Annotated in this window: 18 protein-coding genes; 4 read left to right on the top strand and 14 right to left on the bottom strand. The window is 70.4% G+C overall.

The genetic code is table 11. The features are described from left to right. Positions 1–42: 42 nt before the first annotated feature. Positions 43–411: a DUF1428 domain-containing protein gene (locus FQY83_RS16280; protein ID WP_146389058.1), complete on the bottom strand. Its 369-nt coding sequence runs from the start codon at positions 409–411 to the stop codon at positions 43–45. Positions 412–772: 361 nt separating this feature from the next. Between FQY83_RS16280 and FQY83_RS16275 the strand changes: the two genes are divergently transcribed. After that, on the top strand, positions 773–1,972 hold the full coding sequence (locus FQY83_RS16275; protein WP_425478674.1) for a COG3904 family protein: 1,200 nt from the start codon (positions 773–775) through the stop codon (positions 1,970–1,972). Positions 1,973–2,299: 327 nt separating this feature from the next. Here the strand turns inward: FQY83_RS16275 and FQY83_RS16270 are convergent, their stop codons facing one another. Further along, entirely contained in the window at positions 2,300–4,177 is a 1,878-nt protein-coding gene (locus tag FQY83_RS16270; protein ID WP_146389056.1) for an ABC transporter ATP-binding protein, read from the bottom strand. A 77-nt stretch (positions 4,178–4,254) separates the two neighbouring features. Next, on the bottom strand, positions 4,255–5,247 hold the full coding sequence (locus FQY83_RS16265; protein WP_146389054.1) for an NADP-dependent oxidoreductase: 993 nt from the start codon (positions 5,245–5,247) through the stop codon (positions 4,255–4,257). Positions 5,248–5,321: 74 nt separating this feature from the next. On the opposite strand from FQY83_RS16265, the gene soxR reads away from it, so the two are divergent. Next, positions 5,322–5,795 carry a redox-sensitive transcriptional activator SoxR gene (soxR, locus tag FQY83_RS16260; RefSeq protein ID WP_146389052.1) on the top strand — a complete coding sequence of 158 codons (474 nt, stop codon included), beginning with the start codon at positions 5,322–5,324 and terminating at the stop codon, positions 5,793–5,795. A gap of 12 nt (positions 5,796–5,807) precedes the next feature. On the opposite strand, the gene FQY83_RS16255 is transcribed toward soxR, so the two are convergent. Both FQY83_RS16255 and FQY83_RS16250 read right to left on the bottom strand, forming a co-directional pair. Beyond that, the gene (locus tag FQY83_RS16255) at positions 5,808–7,559 is read right to left on the bottom strand and encodes a DUF2207 domain-containing protein (RefSeq protein WP_146389050.1); all 1,752 of its coding nucleotides are present in this window, start codon (positions 7,557–7,559) and stop codon (positions 5,808–5,810) included. Beyond that, a complete protein-coding gene (locus FQY83_RS16250; RefSeq protein WP_146389048.1) occupies positions 7,556–8,113 on the bottom strand; it encodes a LemA family protein in 558 nt (185 codons plus the stop codon). Before FQY83_RS16250 ends, FQY83_RS16255 begins: the two co-directional genes overlap by 4 nt. Before the next feature lie 154 nt (positions 8,114–8,267). On the opposite strand from FQY83_RS16250, the gene FQY83_RS16245 reads away from it, so the two are divergent. Next, entirely contained in the window at positions 8,268–8,786 is a 519-nt protein-coding gene (locus FQY83_RS16245) for a DUF4019 domain-containing protein (protein ID WP_146389128.1), read from the top strand. A 31-nt stretch (positions 8,787–8,817) separates the two neighbouring features. Here FQY83_RS16245 and FQY83_RS16240 read toward each other — a convergent pair whose 3' ends face one another. From FQY83_RS16240 to FQY83_RS16220, 5 genes are all read right to left on the bottom strand, one after another. Further along, a complete protein-coding gene (locus FQY83_RS16240; RefSeq protein WP_146389046.1) occupies positions 8,818–9,519 on the bottom strand; it encodes a hypothetical protein in 702 nt (233 codons plus the stop codon). 188 nt (positions 9,520–9,707) lie between these two features. Next, on the bottom strand, positions 9,708–10,385 hold the full coding sequence (locus FQY83_RS16235) for a serine/threonine protein kinase (protein WP_146389044.1): 678 nt from the start codon (positions 10,383–10,385) through the stop codon (positions 9,708–9,710). A gap of 15 nt (positions 10,386–10,400) precedes the next feature. After that, positions 10,401–10,931, bottom strand: coding sequence for an RNA polymerase sigma factor (locus tag FQY83_RS16230; RefSeq protein WP_146389042.1), 531 nt, complete (start codon positions 10,929–10,931; stop codon positions 10,401–10,403). A gap of 100 nt (positions 10,932–11,031) precedes the next feature. After that, entirely contained in the window at positions 11,032–11,973 is a 942-nt protein-coding gene (locus tag FQY83_RS16225) for a DMT family transporter (RefSeq protein ID WP_146389040.1), read from the bottom strand. Positions 11,974–12,281: 308 nt separating this feature from the next. Continuing rightward, on the bottom strand, positions 12,282–13,166 hold the full coding sequence (locus tag FQY83_RS16220; protein WP_192906730.1) for a LysR substrate-binding domain-containing protein: 885 nt from the start codon (positions 13,164–13,166) through the stop codon (positions 12,282–12,284). Positions 13,167–13,267: 101 nt separating this feature from the next. On the opposite strand from FQY83_RS16220, the gene FQY83_RS16215 reads away from it, so the two are divergent. Then, on the top strand, positions 13,268–14,167 hold the full coding sequence (locus tag FQY83_RS16215) for a DMT family transporter (RefSeq protein ID WP_146389038.1): 900 nt from the start codon (positions 13,268–13,270) through the stop codon (positions 14,165–14,167). Here FQY83_RS16215 and FQY83_RS16210 read toward each other — a convergent pair. The 4 genes from FQY83_RS16210 to FQY83_RS16195 form a co-directional block, all read right to left on the bottom strand. Further along, complete coding sequence (locus FQY83_RS16210) at positions 14,149–15,474, bottom strand: NTP/NDP exchange transporter (protein ID WP_146389036.1); 1,326 nt, start codon at positions 15,472–15,474, stop codon at positions 14,149–14,151. The genes FQY83_RS16215 and FQY83_RS16210 overlap by 19 nt on opposite strands. A gap of 182 nt (positions 15,475–15,656) precedes the next feature. Further along, a complete protein-coding gene (locus FQY83_RS16205) occupies positions 15,657–16,634 on the bottom strand; it encodes an aldo/keto reductase (protein WP_146389033.1) in 978 nt (325 codons plus the stop codon). A gap of 234 nt (positions 16,635–16,868) precedes the next feature. Then, a complete protein-coding gene (locus FQY83_RS16200; RefSeq protein WP_146389031.1) occupies positions 16,869–17,300 on the bottom strand; it encodes a VOC family protein in 432 nt (143 codons plus the stop codon). A gap of 85 nt (positions 17,301–17,385) precedes the next feature. Continuing rightward, complete coding sequence (locus FQY83_RS16195) at positions 17,386–18,201, bottom strand: helix-turn-helix domain-containing protein (RefSeq protein ID WP_146389029.1); 816 nt, start codon at positions 18,199–18,201, stop codon at positions 17,386–17,388. Positions 18,202–18,212 lie beyond the last annotated feature (11 nt).

Genomic DNA, 18,212 nt, shown 5'->3' with positions numbered 1-18,212 from the left:
AATGCGGGAATCGGCAAGGGAATGGTCAGGCTATCCCGCCAGCTAGTCGCCGAGCTCGAACACCGGGGCGAATCCACCGAAGATCATCCGCTTGCCGTCGAAGGGCATCGACGGGTTGCCGGGCGTGGCGGGATCCATCCGCGGATCCTCCATCATCTTCTTCATGCCGGCGTCGCGCGTGGCCTTGTCCGGCCATTCGATCCACGAGAACACCACGGCTTCTTCCGCAGTCGCCTGCACCGAGCGCCGGAAATCGGTGAGCTTGCCGTCGGGCACGTCGTCACCCCAGCACTCGACGACGCGCGTGGCGCCGTACTCGATGAAGACCGGGTCGAACTGGCGGGCGTAGTCGATGAACGCCTGCCGGTCGGCCGTGGCCACGGCGAGGACGAAACCGTCGATGTAGGACATGGCTGTTCTCCTGGAGTGAATGGAACGACGCGGCCGGCGGCATCTCGTCGTCTCGCCGTGGGCCTCGATGACACGACGGACCGGCAGGCGCGGAATCGACAATCCGGATCCCGGCCATGTCAGCCTACCGCGCCGCCGGTTAGGATCGCGTCCTCGGCGCGCGTCGCGCGGAGATGGCCGGGGGCTGATCGGGGCGCGATCCCCACCGCGACGGGGACGTCGATGCGTCTCCGGGATGCAGTGGTTCATCGCGCGTTCGACTGGGAAAACGCCCCCGTCCTACACTGGCATGCCCTCCACGCATCGCCCCGGCCGACCCGCGATCCGGCTGCCCGGCACCACGGATTCCCCCATGCCCAAGCTGTTCCCGACCGCGTGCCTCGCGTCCTTGCTGCTGCTGGGTTGCCGCGCCGCGGATGACACCGGCGACGCTGCGGCGACGGTGGAGGTCGCCAGCGCCGAGGAAGGCGGCGCGGTGAGCACAGCGCCGGTACAACTGGAGGAGGAGACGGCGAGCGAACCCGAACCCGATCCCGTGCCGGGCGAGCCGGAGGAGATCGACTGGGCCCCGATCGAACTGGAGCAGGGCGAGGCCTCGCTGGGCTGCGAACTGGACTACGCCCAGCAGGGCGACGGCGCGCCGCTGGTCGACTTCGGCCAGGAGGCGATCACGGCGGCCCTGGAAGGCTGCGCCGGGCGCGGGGTGATGCGCCTGCGCTACGTCGGCAAGATCAACGCCGACTTCGCCGCGCTGATGCAGCGGGTGACGCGGGTGGCCGACGAACTCGGCATCGGCAAGCGCGTGCTCGACATCGATTCCAGCGGCGGCATGGTCGAGGACGCGATCCGCGCCGGCGACCGCCTCGCCGAATCGCGCTGGACGGTGTGGGTGCGCGAGGGCGCGGTCTGCCACAGCGCCTGCGTGTTCATCCTCGCCGCCGGCGACGTGCGCATGGTCAGTGGCCGCGTCGGCATCCACCGCATCATCCGCATGAGCTCGACCGCGACCACGCGCGCCGAACTCAACCGCGAACTGCGCACCGTCTACGGCCGTGTCCGCGATTACCTCGAGCGCAACGGCGCCGCGACCGCGGTCGCGGACATGATGATGGCGGTGCCCAACCGCAACCTGCGCCTGCTGGCCGCCGACGAGCTGAGCCTGTACGGCCTGGACGGCATCAATCCCGCGCAGGACGACCTCGACCGGCTGCGGCTGATGCGCAAGTGCGGCGAGGATTTCGTCGTGCGCCGCGACGCCTTCGCGCGCGCGTTCGACGCCCGCTGCAAGTCGCCCGACGCCGACCTCGAGGCGCTCAACGCCTGCGGCCTGGAGCTGCGCAGGAAGTACGACTTCCCGGACGCCACCTGTCCGGCGGAAAGCCCGCTCTCGGAGTTCGACGCGCTGCTGGCGGCGCAGACGCCGGAGCAGGCCGGCGGCGGTGCACCGGAGGCGGACCTGCAGGATGGCGAAGAGTCTTTGCAGGCGCCGTCGCAGGAGCAGGCGCGCCGCGGCGACGATGCCGCGGCGGGGGAGCCGCGCGGGAGTTCCGGCGGTCCCTGAGGGCGTCCGGCAAGAACAAACGATGTCATTCCGAGCGTAGCGAGAAGCGCTTTACAACGGCCGAAGGCCGGTCAATCTGCTTCTGGATCATTTTTGACTCAGATGTTTACAGTCTCGTCATTCCCGCGAAAGCGGGAATCCAAGGACGTTGCCTTCTGAAATCGACTACTAAAGACACTGGATCCCCGCCTTCGCGGGGATGACGGAGTTATTGTTTTGTGCCAAAGATGCCCTGGCCGAAGGGGCGTAACTGCAGAAGCAGATTCTTCGCTACGCTCGGAATGACATTCTGTTGGAGGCTCTCTATTGGAGACTCTGACTAACGCTTCACTTCGCCTCTGCCGTCGTCGTCACCCGGCCCGGCACCGCACCCTCGTCGTCGCAGTCGATGAATCCGCCCGACTGCCGCCGCCACAGCTGCGCGTAGAGGCCGCCCGCAGCGACGAGCGCCTCGTGCGTGCCCTGTTCGACGATTTCGCCGTGGTCCATCACGACCAGCCGATCCATCGCGGCGATGGTCGAGAGCCGGTGGGCGATGGCGATCACCGTCTTGCCTTCCATCAGCCGGTACAGGTTTTCCTGGATCGCCGCCTCGATCTCCGAATCGAGCGCGGACGTGGCTTCGTCCAGCACCAGGATCGGCGCGTTCTTCAGCAGCACGCGCGCGATCGCGATGCGCTGGCGCTGGCCGCCGGAGAGCTTCACGCCGCGCTCGCCGACGTGCGCGTCGTAGCCGCGGCGGCCCTCGCTGTCGGCCAGTTCGAGGATGAAATCGTGCGCGCGCGCCTGCTTCGCGGCCTCGACCATCTCGGCCTCGCTCGCGTCCGGCCGGCCGTAGAGGATGTTGTCGCGCACCGCGCGGTGCAGCAGCGAGGTATCCTGCGTGACCACGCCGACCTGGGCGCGCAGCGTGTCCTGCTGCACGCTGGCGATGTCGGTGCCGTCGATGGCGATCAGCCCGCGCTCGCGGTCATGGAAGCGCAGCAGCAGGTTGACCAGCGTCGACTTGCCGGCACCCGAGCGGCCGACCACGCCGATCTTCTCGCCGGGGCGCACGTGCAGGTCGAGCCGCTCGATCACGCCGCTGTCCTTGCCGTAGTGGAAGGCGACGTCGACGAAGCGGATGTCGCCCCCTACCCGTGCCAGCGCCGGCGCGCCGGGCGCGTCGTCGACCGTGGGCGGCAGCGAGATCGAGTTGATGCCGTCGTGCACGGTGCCGATGTTCTCGAACAGCGCCGACAGCTCCCACATGATCCACTGCGACATGCCCAGCATGCGCAGCACCAGGGCAATGGTGACGGCGATCGCGCCGGCGGTGATCGCGCCCTGGTGCCAGAGCCACAGGCCGAGCGCGACGGTGGAGAACAGCAGCGCCATGTTCATCGCGTACAGCAGGCTGTACACGTGCGTGGCCAGCCGCATCTGCGGGTAGACCGTGGACAGGAAGCCGTCCATCGCCTCGCGCGCGTAGGCCTGCTCGCGCTGCGAATGCGAGAACAGCTTGACCGTGGCGATATTGGTGTAGCTGTCGACGATGCGGCCGGTCATCACCGAACGCGCGTCCGCCTGCGCACGCGAGATGCGCTCCATGCGCGGCACGAAGTGCTTCATCAGAAGCGCATAGCCCGCGATCCAGGCCGCGAACGGCAGCATCATCCGCCAGTCCGACCAGCCGGCGACGGCCAGCGTGCCGACGAAGAACACCAGCACGTAGTTGCCGATGTCGAGCAGCTTGACCACGGTCTCGCGCACGGCGAGCGAGGTCTGCATCAGCTTGGTGGCGATGCGTCCGGCGAACTCGTCCTGGAAATAGCCCATCGACTGGCGCAGCAGGTAGCGGTGCACGTTCCAGCGGATCCGCATCGGGAAGTTGCCGAGCAGGGTCTGGTGCTGCACCAGCGCGTTCAGCAGCACCGTCGCCGGCAGCGCCAGCAGCACCAGCACGCCCATCCACAGCAGGCGCCGGCCCTCGGCGTCGAGGAAGGCATCGGGCGCGGTCGCGCCCAGCCGGTCGACCAGCGAGCCGACGTAGGCGTACAGCAGCAATTCGGCGACGGCGATGCCTGCGGTGGTCAGCGCCATCAGCAGCAGCCACTTTTCCGCGCCGCGGGTGTAGTGGCGGCAGAACGCGTACAGCGTGCGCGGCGGCTGCGCCGGGGCGTCGGGCGGGAACGGGTCGAGGCGGGATTCGAACCAGCGGTACATGGTGCATCGCGGCGATGGGGGAGGGCGGTATTGTCGCCGATCCTCCGCGCGGCCATGCGTCGCGTCGGCGGGCGTGTTCATGCCGCCAGCACCGCGATGCGGCCGAGGTGGTGTCGCGTGACCGCGTCGAGCGCCTGCGCGATGCGCTCCAGCGGGAAGCGTTGCGAGACATGCGGCACCAGCGGACCGGCTTCGACCAGGGCGTGGAGCGCATGCATCAGCGCCGGTCCGTCGCCGGCGCCATGGCCCTGGGCGGTCACGTCGTCGCGCGCGATGGCGGGCATGTCGACGCCGTTGGGCCAGGTGATCCGGCTGCCGCGGGGCATGGCCGCGATCACGCGCGCGGCGGCGTCCCCGCCCGCGGTGAGCAATGCGAGCGCACCATCCGGCGGCGCAAAGCGTTCGATCGCGCGTTCGATGCCCGGCCGGCGTCCGTCGATGGCGGCGTCGGCGCCGAGCCGTTCGGCGAGGCGCACGCCGTCATCGCCCGAGGCGATCGCGAGCGTGCGCAATCCGAGGTTGCGCGCCAGCTGCAGCGCGAGGTGGCCGATGCCGCCGCTGGCGCCGAGCAGCACCAGCGAATCCCCGGATCGCGCCTGCAGCACGTCGCGCAGTCCGCGCAGCGCGATACCGCCGTCGACCGGCAGGACCGCGGCCTGGTCGAGCGAGAGCCGCGGCGGCACGCGCCAGGTGTAGCCGTCATCGAACAGCGCGAACTCGGCATGGCATCCGTCCTTGGGATTGCGGTGCGGGACGAGGCCGTAGATGCGGTCGCCCTCGTGGAATCCGCGCACCTCGCTTCCGGCCGCGACAACCACGCCGGCGCCCTCCGATCCGGTCACGTGCGGAAAGTGCGTGTGCCGTCCCTGCGTCCGCGCGAAGGCGGCTTCGCGTTCGTGCAGGTCCCAGCGGCCCACGCCCGCGGCATGCACGCGGACGAGCAACTGCGTCGGGCCCGGTTCCGGAATCGGCAGGTGGTACGGGCGCGGAAGTTCGGCGGCGCCGTGGCGGGCGAGCGCCATCGCGCGCATGGTTTCGGGTCCGGCGAGGGGGCTGGCTGCGACGTGCATGCGGAGTCCGGTCTTGAGTGGAAGGCGCGGACAGGCTAAAACCTAAAGTAATGTCGAGGTCAAGGAGGGTGGCGATGGGCGAGCGATTGGCGGGCGGCCGGGCGGGCGCGCCCACGAGCGAGATGACGATCGGCGAAGTCGCCGCGCGCAGCGGCGTGGCCGTGTCGGCGCTGCACTTCTACGAGAGCAAGGGGCTGATCCGCAGCGGGCGCACCGCCGGCAACCAGCGCCGCTACGCGCGCGACGTGCTGCGCAGGATCGCGGTGATCAAGGTCGCCCAGCGCACCGGCATCCCGCTGGCGTCGATCCGCGACGCGCTGTCGGCGCTGCCGGACGGACGCACGCCCACGGCGGCGGACTGGAGCCGCCTGTCGCGCCGCTGGCATGCGGAACTGGACGCGCGCATCGCGCGGCTCACGCGCCTGCGCGACCACCTCGACGGCTGCATCGGCTGTGGCTGCCTGTCGCTGAAGCAGTGCCCGCTGCGCAACCCCGACGACCGCATGGCCGGGTTCGGCCCGGGTGCGAACACGCTCGATCGCGACTGACGCATCGCGCGCTCAGCGGCCGCCGACCCCGCCACCGCCGCCGCCACCGCCCGAGAAACCACCGCCGCCGCCGCCCGAGGAACTGCCGGGCGGCGACGAGGACGAGGCGATCTGCGAGGCCAGGCTGTTGCCGATCGCGGTGGTGAAGCCGCCGATGTCGCCGACCGAGCCGGTGCCGTGGTACCAGGCCATGGCCGATGTCGCGGCCGCCGCCGCCGCGGCGCCCACCGCGAGCGTGAACTTCTTCGTCCACGCGTCCTCGACGTCGAGCGCGACCGCGTAGGGCAGCAGGAATTCGAAGCGCTTCGCGTCCAGCGTCGGCTCCGCCCCCTCCGGTCCCTGCAGGCGCTGCAGGTCCTGTTTCTCGGCCACGCCCAGGTAACGGCGCAGGCCTTCGATGTGGTCCAGCATCTTCCGGCCCTCGCGCGTCGGCGCGCGCACGAGGAAGGCGAACACGATCGCCGCCAGCACCATCAGCGCGATCGGCACCAGCGCGAACAGCAGGCCGCTGCCGGTGCCGACACCCACCGCGATCGCGATGCCGGAGAACAGCAGCGCCAGCAGGAAGGCGAGTGCAGTGCTGCCGCCGTTGTTGTTGAACATCGTGCCCTTGAAGCGCCTGTCCAGCGCCTTCCAGTGCGCGCGGATTGCCGCCTGCACGGTGTCGGCGTTGTCCTTGTCGAGTTCGAGCGCGGCCCGCCCGGCGAACAGCTTGCCGAGCAGGGTGGTCTGCTCGCCCGGCGTGCCGTTCGTGTCGCCGCCGTCGGTCCTCTCCAGGCGCCAGTGGTCCGTCATCAGGCCCTTGTCGCGCTCGATCAGCAGGCAGCGCGCGACCGCGAGCGAGAGCACGTCCGCGGAGAAGCAGCGGGTGTCGTAGCCCATGCGCCTGATGAAGCGCAGGCCGGCGGGCGAAATGCCCGCGGGCGGCTCGTAGCGCGCGATCACCGTGCCCGGTGGCGGATCGCGGCCGACCTGGCGCCAGCGCAGCACGCAGTAGGCGAGCACGACGATGAGGCCGAGCAGCGCGACCAGCACCGCGCGGTTGTCCTTGAGCAACCACAGGAATTTCTGCGCGGCGGTGGGTTCGGGCACCAGCCCCTTCGGGAACGAGAGCACGAGGGTCAGGCCTTCGCCCGGCGCCAGCGGCGCGGTCAGCCGCCATCTGGCGACGCCGGGCGAAGGCAGCGTCACGTCGTACGATTGGCCGCGCTGGCCCTGTGCGCCCGTGTAGCCTTCTGCGTCCATCTCCGCGGCCGGCACCGCCTGCGGCAGCTGGACTTCGGCGCCGCCCTGTTCGATCGGAAACACCGAGCCGGTGCCGATCGCGTTCCAGTAGAGTTCGTCGTGGTCGGCGAAGAAGCCGAGCTGGCGCGTGGTGCGGTAGTGGATGCTGAAGGTGAAGCTGCCTGGCGTCGGCAGGAAATCGTCGTTGCCGGTGTTCACGCGCACGCCGTTGCTGCGGGTTTCGGTGAACCATGGTTCGGGGCGGCCGTCGCGACGCACCTCGATCACATCGAAATCGACGACCATGCGGTTGCCGTAGCGATCGCGATAGCGCGTCGGGAAATCGCGCTGGATGCCGCGGCGGATCTGATGGCCTTCGGCACGCACGCGGATGTGTTCGACCACGTCGAGGCTGCCGTCGGCGTTCAGCGTGATCTCGCTGTCGTAGGACTCGATGCGCTCCTGCGCCGCCAGCGGCAGCGTCGCGGCCGCGAGCAGCAGGGCGAGGGCGATCGCGAACAGGCGGACGGGCGCGCTCACGGCAGTTCCACCCGCACCGCCGCGCGCTGGGCGTCGCCGGCTTCGAAGAATTCCTCTGCGCCGAAGCCGGTCGCGCGCGCCACCAGCAGGTCGGGGAAGCGCTGGACGGCGTCATTGTGGTCGCGCACGGCGCCGTTGTAGAAGCGGCGCGCGTACTGCAGGTGTTCCTCCACCCCGACCAGGTCGCGCTGCAGCTGCGCGAAGTTCTCGCTGGCCTTGAGGTCGGGATAGGCTTCCTTGAGCGCGAACAGCCGGCCGATCGCCTGCTCCAGCGCCTGCTCCACCTGCGCCAATTGCGGCCTGCCCTGCGTCGCCAGCGCCTGCGCGCGCAGTTCGGTGACAGCCTCCAGCACCGCGCGCTCGTGGCCGGCGTAGGCCTGCACCGCCGACACCAGCGACGGCACCAGGTCGTGGCGCCGGATCAGCTGCACGTCGATGTCGGCCCAGGCTGTCCGCACCTGGTTGCGCAGGCGCACCAGGCGGTTGAACACCGCGATCGCCCAGACGAGCAGGGCGAGCAGCAGGCACGACAGCAGCAGGAGGAGCAGGCTCATCGTTCAGGTTTCCGTTCGGGGCCCGTATCCGCCATGACGCGCGACGGCGGCGGTCTGTGACAGGCAAGGGTACCGGACGCGACTGGACCGCAACGGGCGGTGGCGTACACTCGGCCACCCGAATCCCAGGAGCGTTGGCCCGACCATGACGACCGTGAACAGACTGCGCCTGCTTTCGACCCTCGCCGGCCTTGCATTCTGCGCCGGTGCGCTTGCCCAGCAGCCTGCGCCGCAGCCGCAGCCGCAGGCCCAGCCCGCGCCCGCGGGACAGCCCGCCATGGACCAGCTCACGCCCGAGCAGCGCGCGGCGCTGGCCAAGCAGGACGCGGACATGAGCCAGGCGGCGCTGCAGGTCATGGCGCTGGTGGACGCCAACCGCATCGGCGAAGTGTGGGACGGTGCGTCGGCGGCGATGAAGAACGTCGTCTCGCGCGACGAGTTCATCAAGCAGGTCACGATCGACCGCAACCGCCTCGGCGCCGTGGCCACGCGCGCGAACCCGGAGGTCAGCCGTTCGCTGTTCAAGGCCGGCCAGCAGGTGCCCGAAGGCCTCTACATCAACGTGCGTTCGGCGACGAAGTTCGCCAACGAGGCGCAGCCGGTGCGCGAGCTGGTGTCGTTCCGCCTCGACGAGGACAAGGTCTGGCGCGTGTCGGGGTACAGCCTGCGCTGAGGCGCGCGGCCGTACGCGCGCGCGGCTGCGCCTACGGTGCGTCCAGCACGCTCCCCGAGACCAGCGTGAAGCGGCCGTCCGGGGCGATGCGATAGCTTGCGCGGTAGCCGGGGCCGGTTTCGCGCGCGTTGCCGGTTTCCTCGCGGATCGAGAATGCGTCCGCGGCCTCGACGTCGTAGTCGCGGCGGTACAGCAGGCCCATGCCGCCGACCAGCAACTGGTCGACGAGCGCGCCGTCGGCTTTGGCGGTGCTGAGCAACACGTCCAGGTGCGCCTCCTCCAGTTCGGTGCCGGTGTCGATGCGCAGCAGCCAGACGCGGGCGCCGCCGGTGTCGCCCAGGCGGAACAGCCGCAGGCCGCGGTGCCGCAGCGTCGCCGGCGCGAGGGTGCCGTCTTCCTCGTGGTAGGCGAAGACCCGGCCGTAGGCGCGATCGAAGGCCGCGGGCGATTTCAGCGTGCGGCTGCCGAACAGCGACTGCATGCATTCGGCCAGCGCGGGGCTGGTGGCGGCATCCGCGTGCGTAGCCGCGAAGCCTTCGGCCAGCGGCAGCGGCAGCGGAAGCAGCGCGGTGGGCAGGCACTGCAGCACGGGCGCGTGGTTTGCCGCCGGTGAAGCTTCGGCCTCGGCATCGGCCGGCGTCGGCTCGCTACAGCCCGCGAACGCCAGCGCGATCGAGGCCGCCAGTGCGTGCAATGCAGACCGGCGAAGGCCGGCAAGGGGAACGTCAGGCATGCGGAAGGCGTGCGGGGGCAAGCGGTCCAGCGACGGATGATAACCGCCCGACATGACGGGCATGGTCGATCGCCGATTGATCCGGCTCAGCAATGCCCGGATCCGCAGATCGGCCCCCGTATCAAATTGAAGGCGTCGGGGCGGTAGCCCCGACCTACCCACTTGCGGGCCGGGATGCCGGCGTTGCCTCAGTCCCGCTCGAAGCGCGCGATCTCGTCCAGCAACTGCTGTCCGCGGCGGATGCCGTCGCCGCCATCGCCCAGGTTGCGGGTGGCGGCAGGCGCCCGTGGGCCTGCGGCGGCGCGGTTCCTCGACCGGCGGATGTACCAACCGGTGCCGGCAAACCCGATCAGGCTGACCGCCATCGCGCTCCAGATGTACGACGGCGCCTGCTGGAACAGGTTGACGCGGCCAAGTCCGGCAAAGGCGATGGTGACGGGCAGCCACATGAGCCACCAGGACAGTCCGCAGACCGTGCCGTTGAGCAGGTAGACCTGGAGCAGGCGGGCAATCTGCTTCTGGATCGAGACCACCGGCGCGGCGTAGTCGATGCCGGTGGCCCGGCTGATGGTCATCGCGGCGAGGATGATGTTCGCCACGCCGAAGACGTGCACCGCGATCCCGGCCGCGAACGGGCCGGGGGCGTCCGTGTTGCGCGACCAGCAGGCGATGCCGAGCACGACCAGGCCGACCCCGAGCAGCAGCTGCAGCGCCTGCCCGAGGACCAGTGGCCGCAGTTGGCCGTGAACCCGATCCAGCTTGCGGTCGCGCAGCAGCTGCCACTGGAGGTCCTGCTGGCGTTCCAGCTGCCTGCCCAGCGACTGCCAGGCCAGCTTGAGTTCGTCGAGTTCCATGGTCGATTCCATCTGCATGTCGGGGGGTCAGGTGGTTGCGGAAGGCGCGGCATGGCCGCGGATGCGCTGCTTGAGGCGGCTGATCTTGCTGGTGACGTTGCTCTCGCCGAGGCCCAGGATCTCGGCCATCTCGCGCGTGCTGCGCTCTTCGAGATAGAGCACCAGCAGCGCCCGGTCCAGCGGTTCGAGCGTGGCGAGGAAGCCCTGCAGCAGGCGCAGCCGGTCGGCGGTCTCGACGTCGACGGCACGTTCGTCGGCAACCTCGTGCAGCGCTTCGTCGAGCGGCACGGCATGGCGCCGGCGCAGGCTTTCGCCGCGCAGGAACGAGATGCCGGTGTTCAGCGCGATCCGGTACATCCAGGTCGGGAAGCTGCGCGCCGGGTCGTAGCCGGGCCACGCGCGCCACAGCTGGGCGGCGATCTCCTGGGCGAGGTCGGCGCGGTCCTCGGCGCCGTTCGCGTAGGTGTTCGCGATCTTGAACACGATGCCGCGGTGGCGCTGCAGCAGCTCGTCGAACCGGGCGTGCGTGGCGCTGTCCATCGGGTCGGCGTGATCCATTGCGTGTCCGCGGGTCGGGGCGATTGTGCCTGTCATGCCGGGGTGATTCGCGCCGGGGACAGCTTTGTCACACCGGGGCGCTCCGGCGATCGCCCCGGGGCTACTCGACGATGCCCTTGGCCTCGGACGTGCCCAGCACCTCCGGGTGGTCGATGCGGCGCTGCGGGTGCAGCAGCGGATGCATGAACACCGCCACCAGGATGATCGCCACGCCGCCGTAGAACATCGGCGTGAGTTCGCGCTGTTCCGACAGCAGCAGCATCGCCAGCACGATGGCGTAGACCGGTTCGAGGTTGACCGCCATCTGCGCCGAGAACGCGCTCATGTGCCGCAGCGCGACCAGCGACAGCGCGAACGGGAACAGGGTGCAGGCGCCGGCGAGCAGCAGCAGCCAGAGCGCGTCGGACGGCGAGGGCAGCACCAGCAGCGGGCCGGCGAAGGCCGGGAACAGCGTCGGCATCAGCGGCGCGAGCGCGGTCAGCGCCAGCGTGCCGGCGCCGAGTTCGACCGCGGTGACGGTGAGCGGGTCGGCGTGCTCGACCAGGCGCTTGTTGAGCGAGCCGAACACCGCCACGAACAGCGCCGACAGCGCGCCGACCGCGATGCCGATGCGCATGTCGACCGAGACGCCGCCGACCACCAGCGCCACGCCGGGCAGCACCAGCACGCCCAGCAGGACCTCCCGTTTCGAGAATCGCCGCCGCGCCAGCTTGGGCTCGATCACCGCGGTGAACACGGTGGCGAGCGCCATGCAGGTCGCCGCGATCGAGGCGTTCGCCAGCTTGATCGCGCCGTAGAACGTCAGCCAGTGCAGGGCGACGAGCACGCCGACGCCGGCGTAGGCCAGCAGCAGCCTCGGCGGCATCGCGCGCACGCCGCGCCACACGCGCGGCACCAGCAACAGCGCCAGCACCACCAGCCCCATGCGCCACCACACCAGCGGCAGCGCCGGCAGCGTGATCAGCTTGCCGAGGATCGCGGTGAAGCCCCACAGCAGCACGCACAGGTGGATCTGCCAGTGGGCCTTGGTGGCGGGATTCATCGCGGCACGGAGGGATGAGGGGGCGACAGGATGCATCCGCGGCGGGGAAACGTCACGTGGCAGCGGTCGCCTTGATCGGTGGGGCGTGGTGCGGTGTCGTTGGCGCCGGGGAAACTTCCGGCCCTGCCGGGGGCATGATTCGACCCCGGCTGTCGCAAGGGCAGGTTGCCTGCTTCCGGTCGCAGAACTCCCTGATCCCGTCATCCCCGCGAAGGCGGGGATCCAGCGTCTTCAAACTTTTGAAGGCGCAAAGACACTGGATCCCCGCCTTCGCGGGGATGAGGAGTTTGCGGGGGTGACGAGGGAGGCTATTCCGGCGATTGCGCCGTCAGCCAGTCGATCACGCACCGCACCGCCGCGCGCGGCTTGCGGTGCGAGGGATAGACGACGTGGTAGGCGTAGCGGCCCGGTAGTGCCTCGCCCGGCAGCCGCTGCAGCTGGCCGCTGGCCAGCCACGGCGCGACGATGCGCTCGCGCGCCAGCGTGGCGCCCAGCCCTTGCGCCGCCGCGCGCAGGGCGTCGGTGGCGTCGCTGAAGACCAGCTGCGGGTCGAGCGCGACGCCGTGCACGCCGTTGGCGCGGAACCAGTCGTGCCAGCCCTGGTGCGACAGGTCCCCGATCAGCGGCAGGCGCGCGATGTCGGCGGGCGCGTGCAACTCGGCGCGGCCGGCGAGCGTGGCGTTCGCGACCGGGAACAGCGATTCGTCCATCAGTCGGATCGCGGCCAGCCCCGGCCAGTGCCCGGGGCCGTGGCGGATGCCGACGTCCGGACCGGAGTCGTCGAAGCGGGTCAGCGAGATCTCGGTGTCGATGCGCAGACGGATGTCCGGATGCGCGTCGATGAAGCTGGGCAGGCGCGGGATCAGCCAGGTGTAGGCCAGCGAGTGCAGGGTGGTGAGCCGCACCACGTGCCGGTCGTCGCGATGGCGGTGCAGGTCGCGCATCACCACGTCGATGTCGTTGATCGCGCCGCCGGCGGTGTCGGCCAGCAGCCGGCCTTCCGCGGTCAGCGACACGCCGCGCGCGTGGCGCTGGAACAGGGCGACCCCGAGCCGCGCCTCCAGCTTGCGCACGTGGTGGCTGACCGCGCTCGCGGTCAGGTGCAGTTCCTCCGCGGCATGCGCGAAGTTCTGGTGGCGGGCGGCGGATTCGAACGCGGCCAGGGCCGGCAGGAGGTCGGAGCGCAGGGCCATGTGAGCCACAAATCTGGTTCATACCTGGATCGAATACTACGCGTTTGTGGCCGGGCATGGCGACGGCAAGAATGGCGTCCGACCGCAACGGGATTCATGTCATGAGCGCGACGCCCTCGATCAGCTGCCCGGCGCCGGCGCGCGCGGAAGCCGGCTGGCTGACGCCGCTGGAGCTGTGCGTGCTCGGCGCGATCTGGGGCGCCTCGTTCCTGTTCATGCGCGTGGCGGCCAACGATTTCGGCCCGGTGCCGCTGGTGGAAGTGCGGCTCGCGCTGGGCTCGCTGGTGCTGCTGCCGTTCCTGTGGCGCGCGCGGGCGCAGTTCCCGGCGCGGCTGTGGCCGAAGCTGGCGATGATCGGCGTGATCAACTCGGCGCTGCCGTTCGTCCTGTTCGCCTGGGCGGCGCAGCGTGCGCCGGCGGGCATCGGCGCGATCGCCAATGCGATGACGGTGCTGTTCACCGCCCTGGTCGGCGTGCTGTTCTTCGGCGAGCGGATCGGCGGGCGCCGCGCGACCGCGCTGCTGGTGGGGTTCGCCGGCGTGGTGGTGCTGGCCAGCGGCAAGGTCGCCGGCATGAGCGTGGGCTGGGCGGCGGCGGCGGGCGCGACGGCGTCGCTGCTGTACGGCTTCGGCATCAACCTGGTGCGCCGGCACCTGACCGGGCTGCCGCCCGCGGCGGTCGCTTCGGCCACGCTCGGCGTCGCCGCGCTGCTGACCCTGCCGTTCGCGGCGTGGACCTGGCCCGTGCAGGCGATCCCAACGGTGTCGTGGCTGTCGGCGGCGATGCTCGGCGTGCTGTGTACGGGCATCGCCTTCGTCATGTACTACCGGCTGATCGCGCGCGTCGGCGCCAGCCGCGCCTCGACGGTGACCTACCTGGTGCCGCTGTTCGGCGTCGCCTGGGCCTGGTGGCTGCTGGGCGAACCGCTGACCTGGCCGATGGCCGTCGCCGGCGCGCTCATCCTGGGCAGCGTGGCCTTCAGTCAGCGCGCATCGACCTGAGCGGCAGGCTCCGGCGCTCCGGCGGCTGCACGCCGCTGCTGCGCGCGCCCGAGCCAGATCCCGAGCATCGCCCAGAACAGCGCCAGCGGCACGACGACGGTGACCAGCCCGCCCAGCGCCAGGCCGAGGCGCCCGAGCAGGCCCTCGGTCTGTGCGCCGACCACGTCGCCGGCGCGATAGACGAAGGTGTCGATGAAGGCCTTGGCCTTGTACTTGTCCTCGCGGCTGATGACCGTGAACAGCGCCTCGCGCGCGGGCCGGGTCAGGCCGCGCTGCACGGCGCGGTTCATCGCCTCGAGCAGGATCAGCACCGCGAACGAGCCGTAGATCGCCAGCCCGATGAAACCGAGCGCGGTGGCCACCGGCAGCGCGGCCAGCGCGAAGGCCAGCCCGAAGCGGCGGATGATGTGCCCGGTCAGCGTGAGCTGCAGCAGCAGCACCGCGACCTGGGTCCACATGTCGATGTTGCCGAGCATGCCGGTGCGCGCGTCGAGGTCGCTCTCGGCCGCCGCCACCATCTGCAGGCGGGTGAAGTAGATGAAGGTCGCGACGATGGTCATGGTCAGCACGTAGCCGGCGATGCCCATCAGGTAGGGCGAGGAGAACACCGCGCGCAAGCCCGCCCAGGCGCTGCCGCCGATGCGACGCTCCTCGTCGGCGACGGGGGCCGCGGCGGTCGCGTCCGCGACTGCGCCGGGACGGTCCGGACGCACCCGCACCAGCGTCCACGCCAGCGCGATCGCCAGCGCGAGGAAGCCGGCGGCGACCAGCAGCAGGCTCGGCGTGCCCAGCGGTTCGGCCAGGTGCGAGGCCAGCCACGGCCCGAAGATCGCGCCAAGCGTGCCGCCGACCGCGATCAGCGCGAACAGCCGCTTGCCCTGTTCGCTGGAGAACCGGTCGGCGAGCAGCGCCCAGAACACCATGGTCACGAACAGGTTGAACACGCTGAACCAGACGTAGAACACCTGCCCGCTGCGTGCGCCCACCGCGCCCGGCGCGAACACCAGCAGCGACCAGAAGCCGGCCAGGCTCAGCGCGAAGAACGCGTAGGTCGCGGCGATGAAGTGCAGCCGCCGGAAGCGGCTGACCAGCCAACCGAACACCGGATTGACCAGCAGGGTGACCACCGCGGTGCCGATGAACAGCCAGCGCACGCTGTCGATGCCGCGCTCCATGCCGAGCGCGTCGCGCGCCGGTCGCAGCATCATCAGCGCGGTAAGGATGCAGAAGAAGAACAGGCCCGCGACCAGCACCGGCGCGAGTTCCCCGCGGCGGAGGTTGAACAGGTTGGAGATTCCCTCGCGCATCTTTTTGTCAGTTCCTCACGGCCCCAATCCCGTCATCCCGGCGCAAGCCGGGATCCATTTTCGCTGTCGTGCACTCCACTTTCCGGAAGATCATCCAGCAATGATGATGCTTGTCATTCCGAGCGTAGCGAGGAATCTGCTTCCGATCAGGCGGAGCAACCGCAAAAATAGATTGACCGACCTCAGGCGAACATCGCCACCAGTTCGGCCTGCTGGTCCTCGTCCAGCAGCGGGCCGACGCCGCCCTTGAGGTTGTCGGCCTGGCGCTCGGGCTTGCCGGTGGCGGGGATCACCACGGTCACCGCCGGATGGCTGACGACGAACTTCAGGAACATCTGCGCCCACGAGCCCACGCCGACGTCCCCGGCCCAGGCCGGCAGCGGCTTGTCCCGGCTAGCGGCGAACAGCTTGCCGTCGTCGAAGGCGCGGTTGACCATCACCGCGATGCCCAGCTCCTGCGCGGCGCGGAAGACCGTATCCGCCGCCTGCGGCGCGTTGACCGAGTAGTTGATCTGCACGAAGTCGGGCTTTTCCGCGCGCATCAGGCGCTCGGTATCGGCATGGCCGCGCTCGAGGTAGTGGGTGATGCCGATGTACTTCGCCTTGCCCTGCGCCTTGAGTTCGCGCGCATACGGCATGGCCTCGGCCATGTTGCGCAGGTTGTGGACCTGCAGCAGCTCCACCTTGTCCGTGCGCAGCCGGCGCAGCGAATCGGCCCACTGCGCCTCCAGGTCCGCGCGGTTGTCGGCGGCGAGCTTGGTGGCGAGGAAGCAGCGCTCGCGCCAGCCGCCCTCGGCCAGCAGCGCGCCGACCACGTCCTCGGCATTGGAATAGTTCGGCGAGGTGTCGATGACGCTGCCACCACCCTCGAAGAACACCTTCATCACGTCCTTGAGCGCGCTGAACTCGGCCGAATCCAGCGGCACCTCGTAGCTGCCCGAGGTGCCGACGCCGATGGCCGGGATCGCCTCGCCGCTGGAGGGGATGGCTCGCGTGAGCAGGGCGCCGCCGAGCGGCACGATGTCGGCAATGGCGCCCATGGGCTTCTCGCGCACGGCGGTCGGGTCGGGGCGCTCCTGGCTGCAGGCGGCGAGCGGCGCGAAGGCGAGTCCGGTGGCGGCGAGTCCGGCGGTGGCGATGAAATCGCGGCGGCTGGTCATGGCGAATCTCCTCGGGGATCGGTCGAATTCGTCGACGTGCGCGTCGATGTTGCCCGAGGGTGGCGTAAACGCTCGTGAGAATCCAGTGCCGTTGGATAGTGGTGCGCCAGCACGGAATCCGCGGGAGCGCGTTCACGCACGCCGGTCACGCGCAGACCCCGGTGCAGGGCCGGGATGCGGCCGCATCGGGCAGCGGCAGCGCGATCGCACGGGCGTCCGCGGCCCGCATCGCGCTCAGGATTCCGCCTTCCACGGATCGTAGCTGCCGAACCACCACAGGTGGCCTTCGGGATCGCGGCAGGAGTAGGCGCGACCGCCGAAATCCTGGTCGGCGATGTCCTGCACGATGGTCGCGCCGGCGGCGGTCGCGCGCGAGTAGTGCGCATCGACGTCGTCCACGATCACGCAGGGGCTTTGCGTCTCGCGCAGGCCGATCTCGTCCGGCTGCGCGATCTGCCGGCCCCATTCGCTGTCGTTGTCGGTCGAGCCGAGCATGAGCATGCCGTTGCCGAAGGTCAGCTGGGCGTGGTGCACGGTGTTGCCGTCGGCATAGACCGCGTGTTTCGTGAAGCCGAAGGCGCCGCACAGCCAGTCGATCGCCGCGGGCGCGTCGCGATAGCGCAGGCAGGGGATGATGGTGCTGCGGGTGTCCGTGCTGGTGTTCATGTCGATCTCCTCGTGAATGCCGCCGGTCGGCGGCGCAGCGCAAGCCTGCCTGCGTCCGCGGCCGGCGTCTTGTAGATTCCGGCGCTCAGGCCTGCGGCACGTGGGTCGGCCAGGGCCCCTGCTGCGTGAGGTAGGCCGTCGGCGTCATCCCGGCGAAGGCGCGGAACTCGTGCGCGAGGTGCGCCTGGTCGTGGAAACCGCCGTCGGCGGCGATGCCGGCCCAGTCGACGCGCTCGCGACGGTGCACCTGCGCGACCACGCCGTGGAAGCGCTGCAGACGCGCGTAGCGCTTGGGCGACAGGCCGACCTGCTCGCGGAACAGTTCACCGAACCGGCGCGGCGACAGCCGGCAGTGCGCGGCGATGGCCGGCATGCGCTGGGTCGCGGGCGCGGCGTCGATCAGCCGCAGCGCGTGCGCGATCGCCGGGTGCCTGTGCGCGCGGATCGCGTCGGCATGTGCGCACAGCCAGCGTTCGACGATGCGCAGTCGCGCCTGCGCGTCGCGGGCTTCCAGCAGCCGCTGCCGCAGCGTGCGTGCGCCACCGGGGGCCAGCGCGTCGAGGTCGACGTGGGCGTTGGCGATGGCGTCCATGCGCTCGCGGAAGAACGGCGCGGCGCCGCCGGCGCGGAACACGATGCCGAGCACGCGCGTCTGCTCGACGGTGTCGATCAGGGTGCTGCGGTGCGAGGGTCCGTCGAGGGCCGCGCCGGCGTTGCGCGTGCAGCGCAGCTGGTCGTCGTAGACGCGGGTCTCGTCCTGCGCGAGGTTGATCACCAGTTGCGGCTGCGCGGAGGGCAGCAGGCGGTCGAACGCATGCGCCTGGCGCGGCAGCTCGCAGTCCCAGATCGATGCGACCAGCGACGACAGCGGTTCGGCGGGCTGGATGGCCAGCAACCCCATGGCCGGGCTCC

Origin of the sequence: Luteimonas marina (assembly GCF_007859325.1) — a bacterium.
Taxonomy (GTDB): domain Bacteria; phylum Pseudomonadota; class Gammaproteobacteria; order Xanthomonadales; family Xanthomonadaceae; genus Luteimonas; species Luteimonas marina.
The sequence above is the reverse complement of the archived record's forward strand: the minus strand, read 5'-3'. Positions and strand labels throughout refer to the sequence as shown.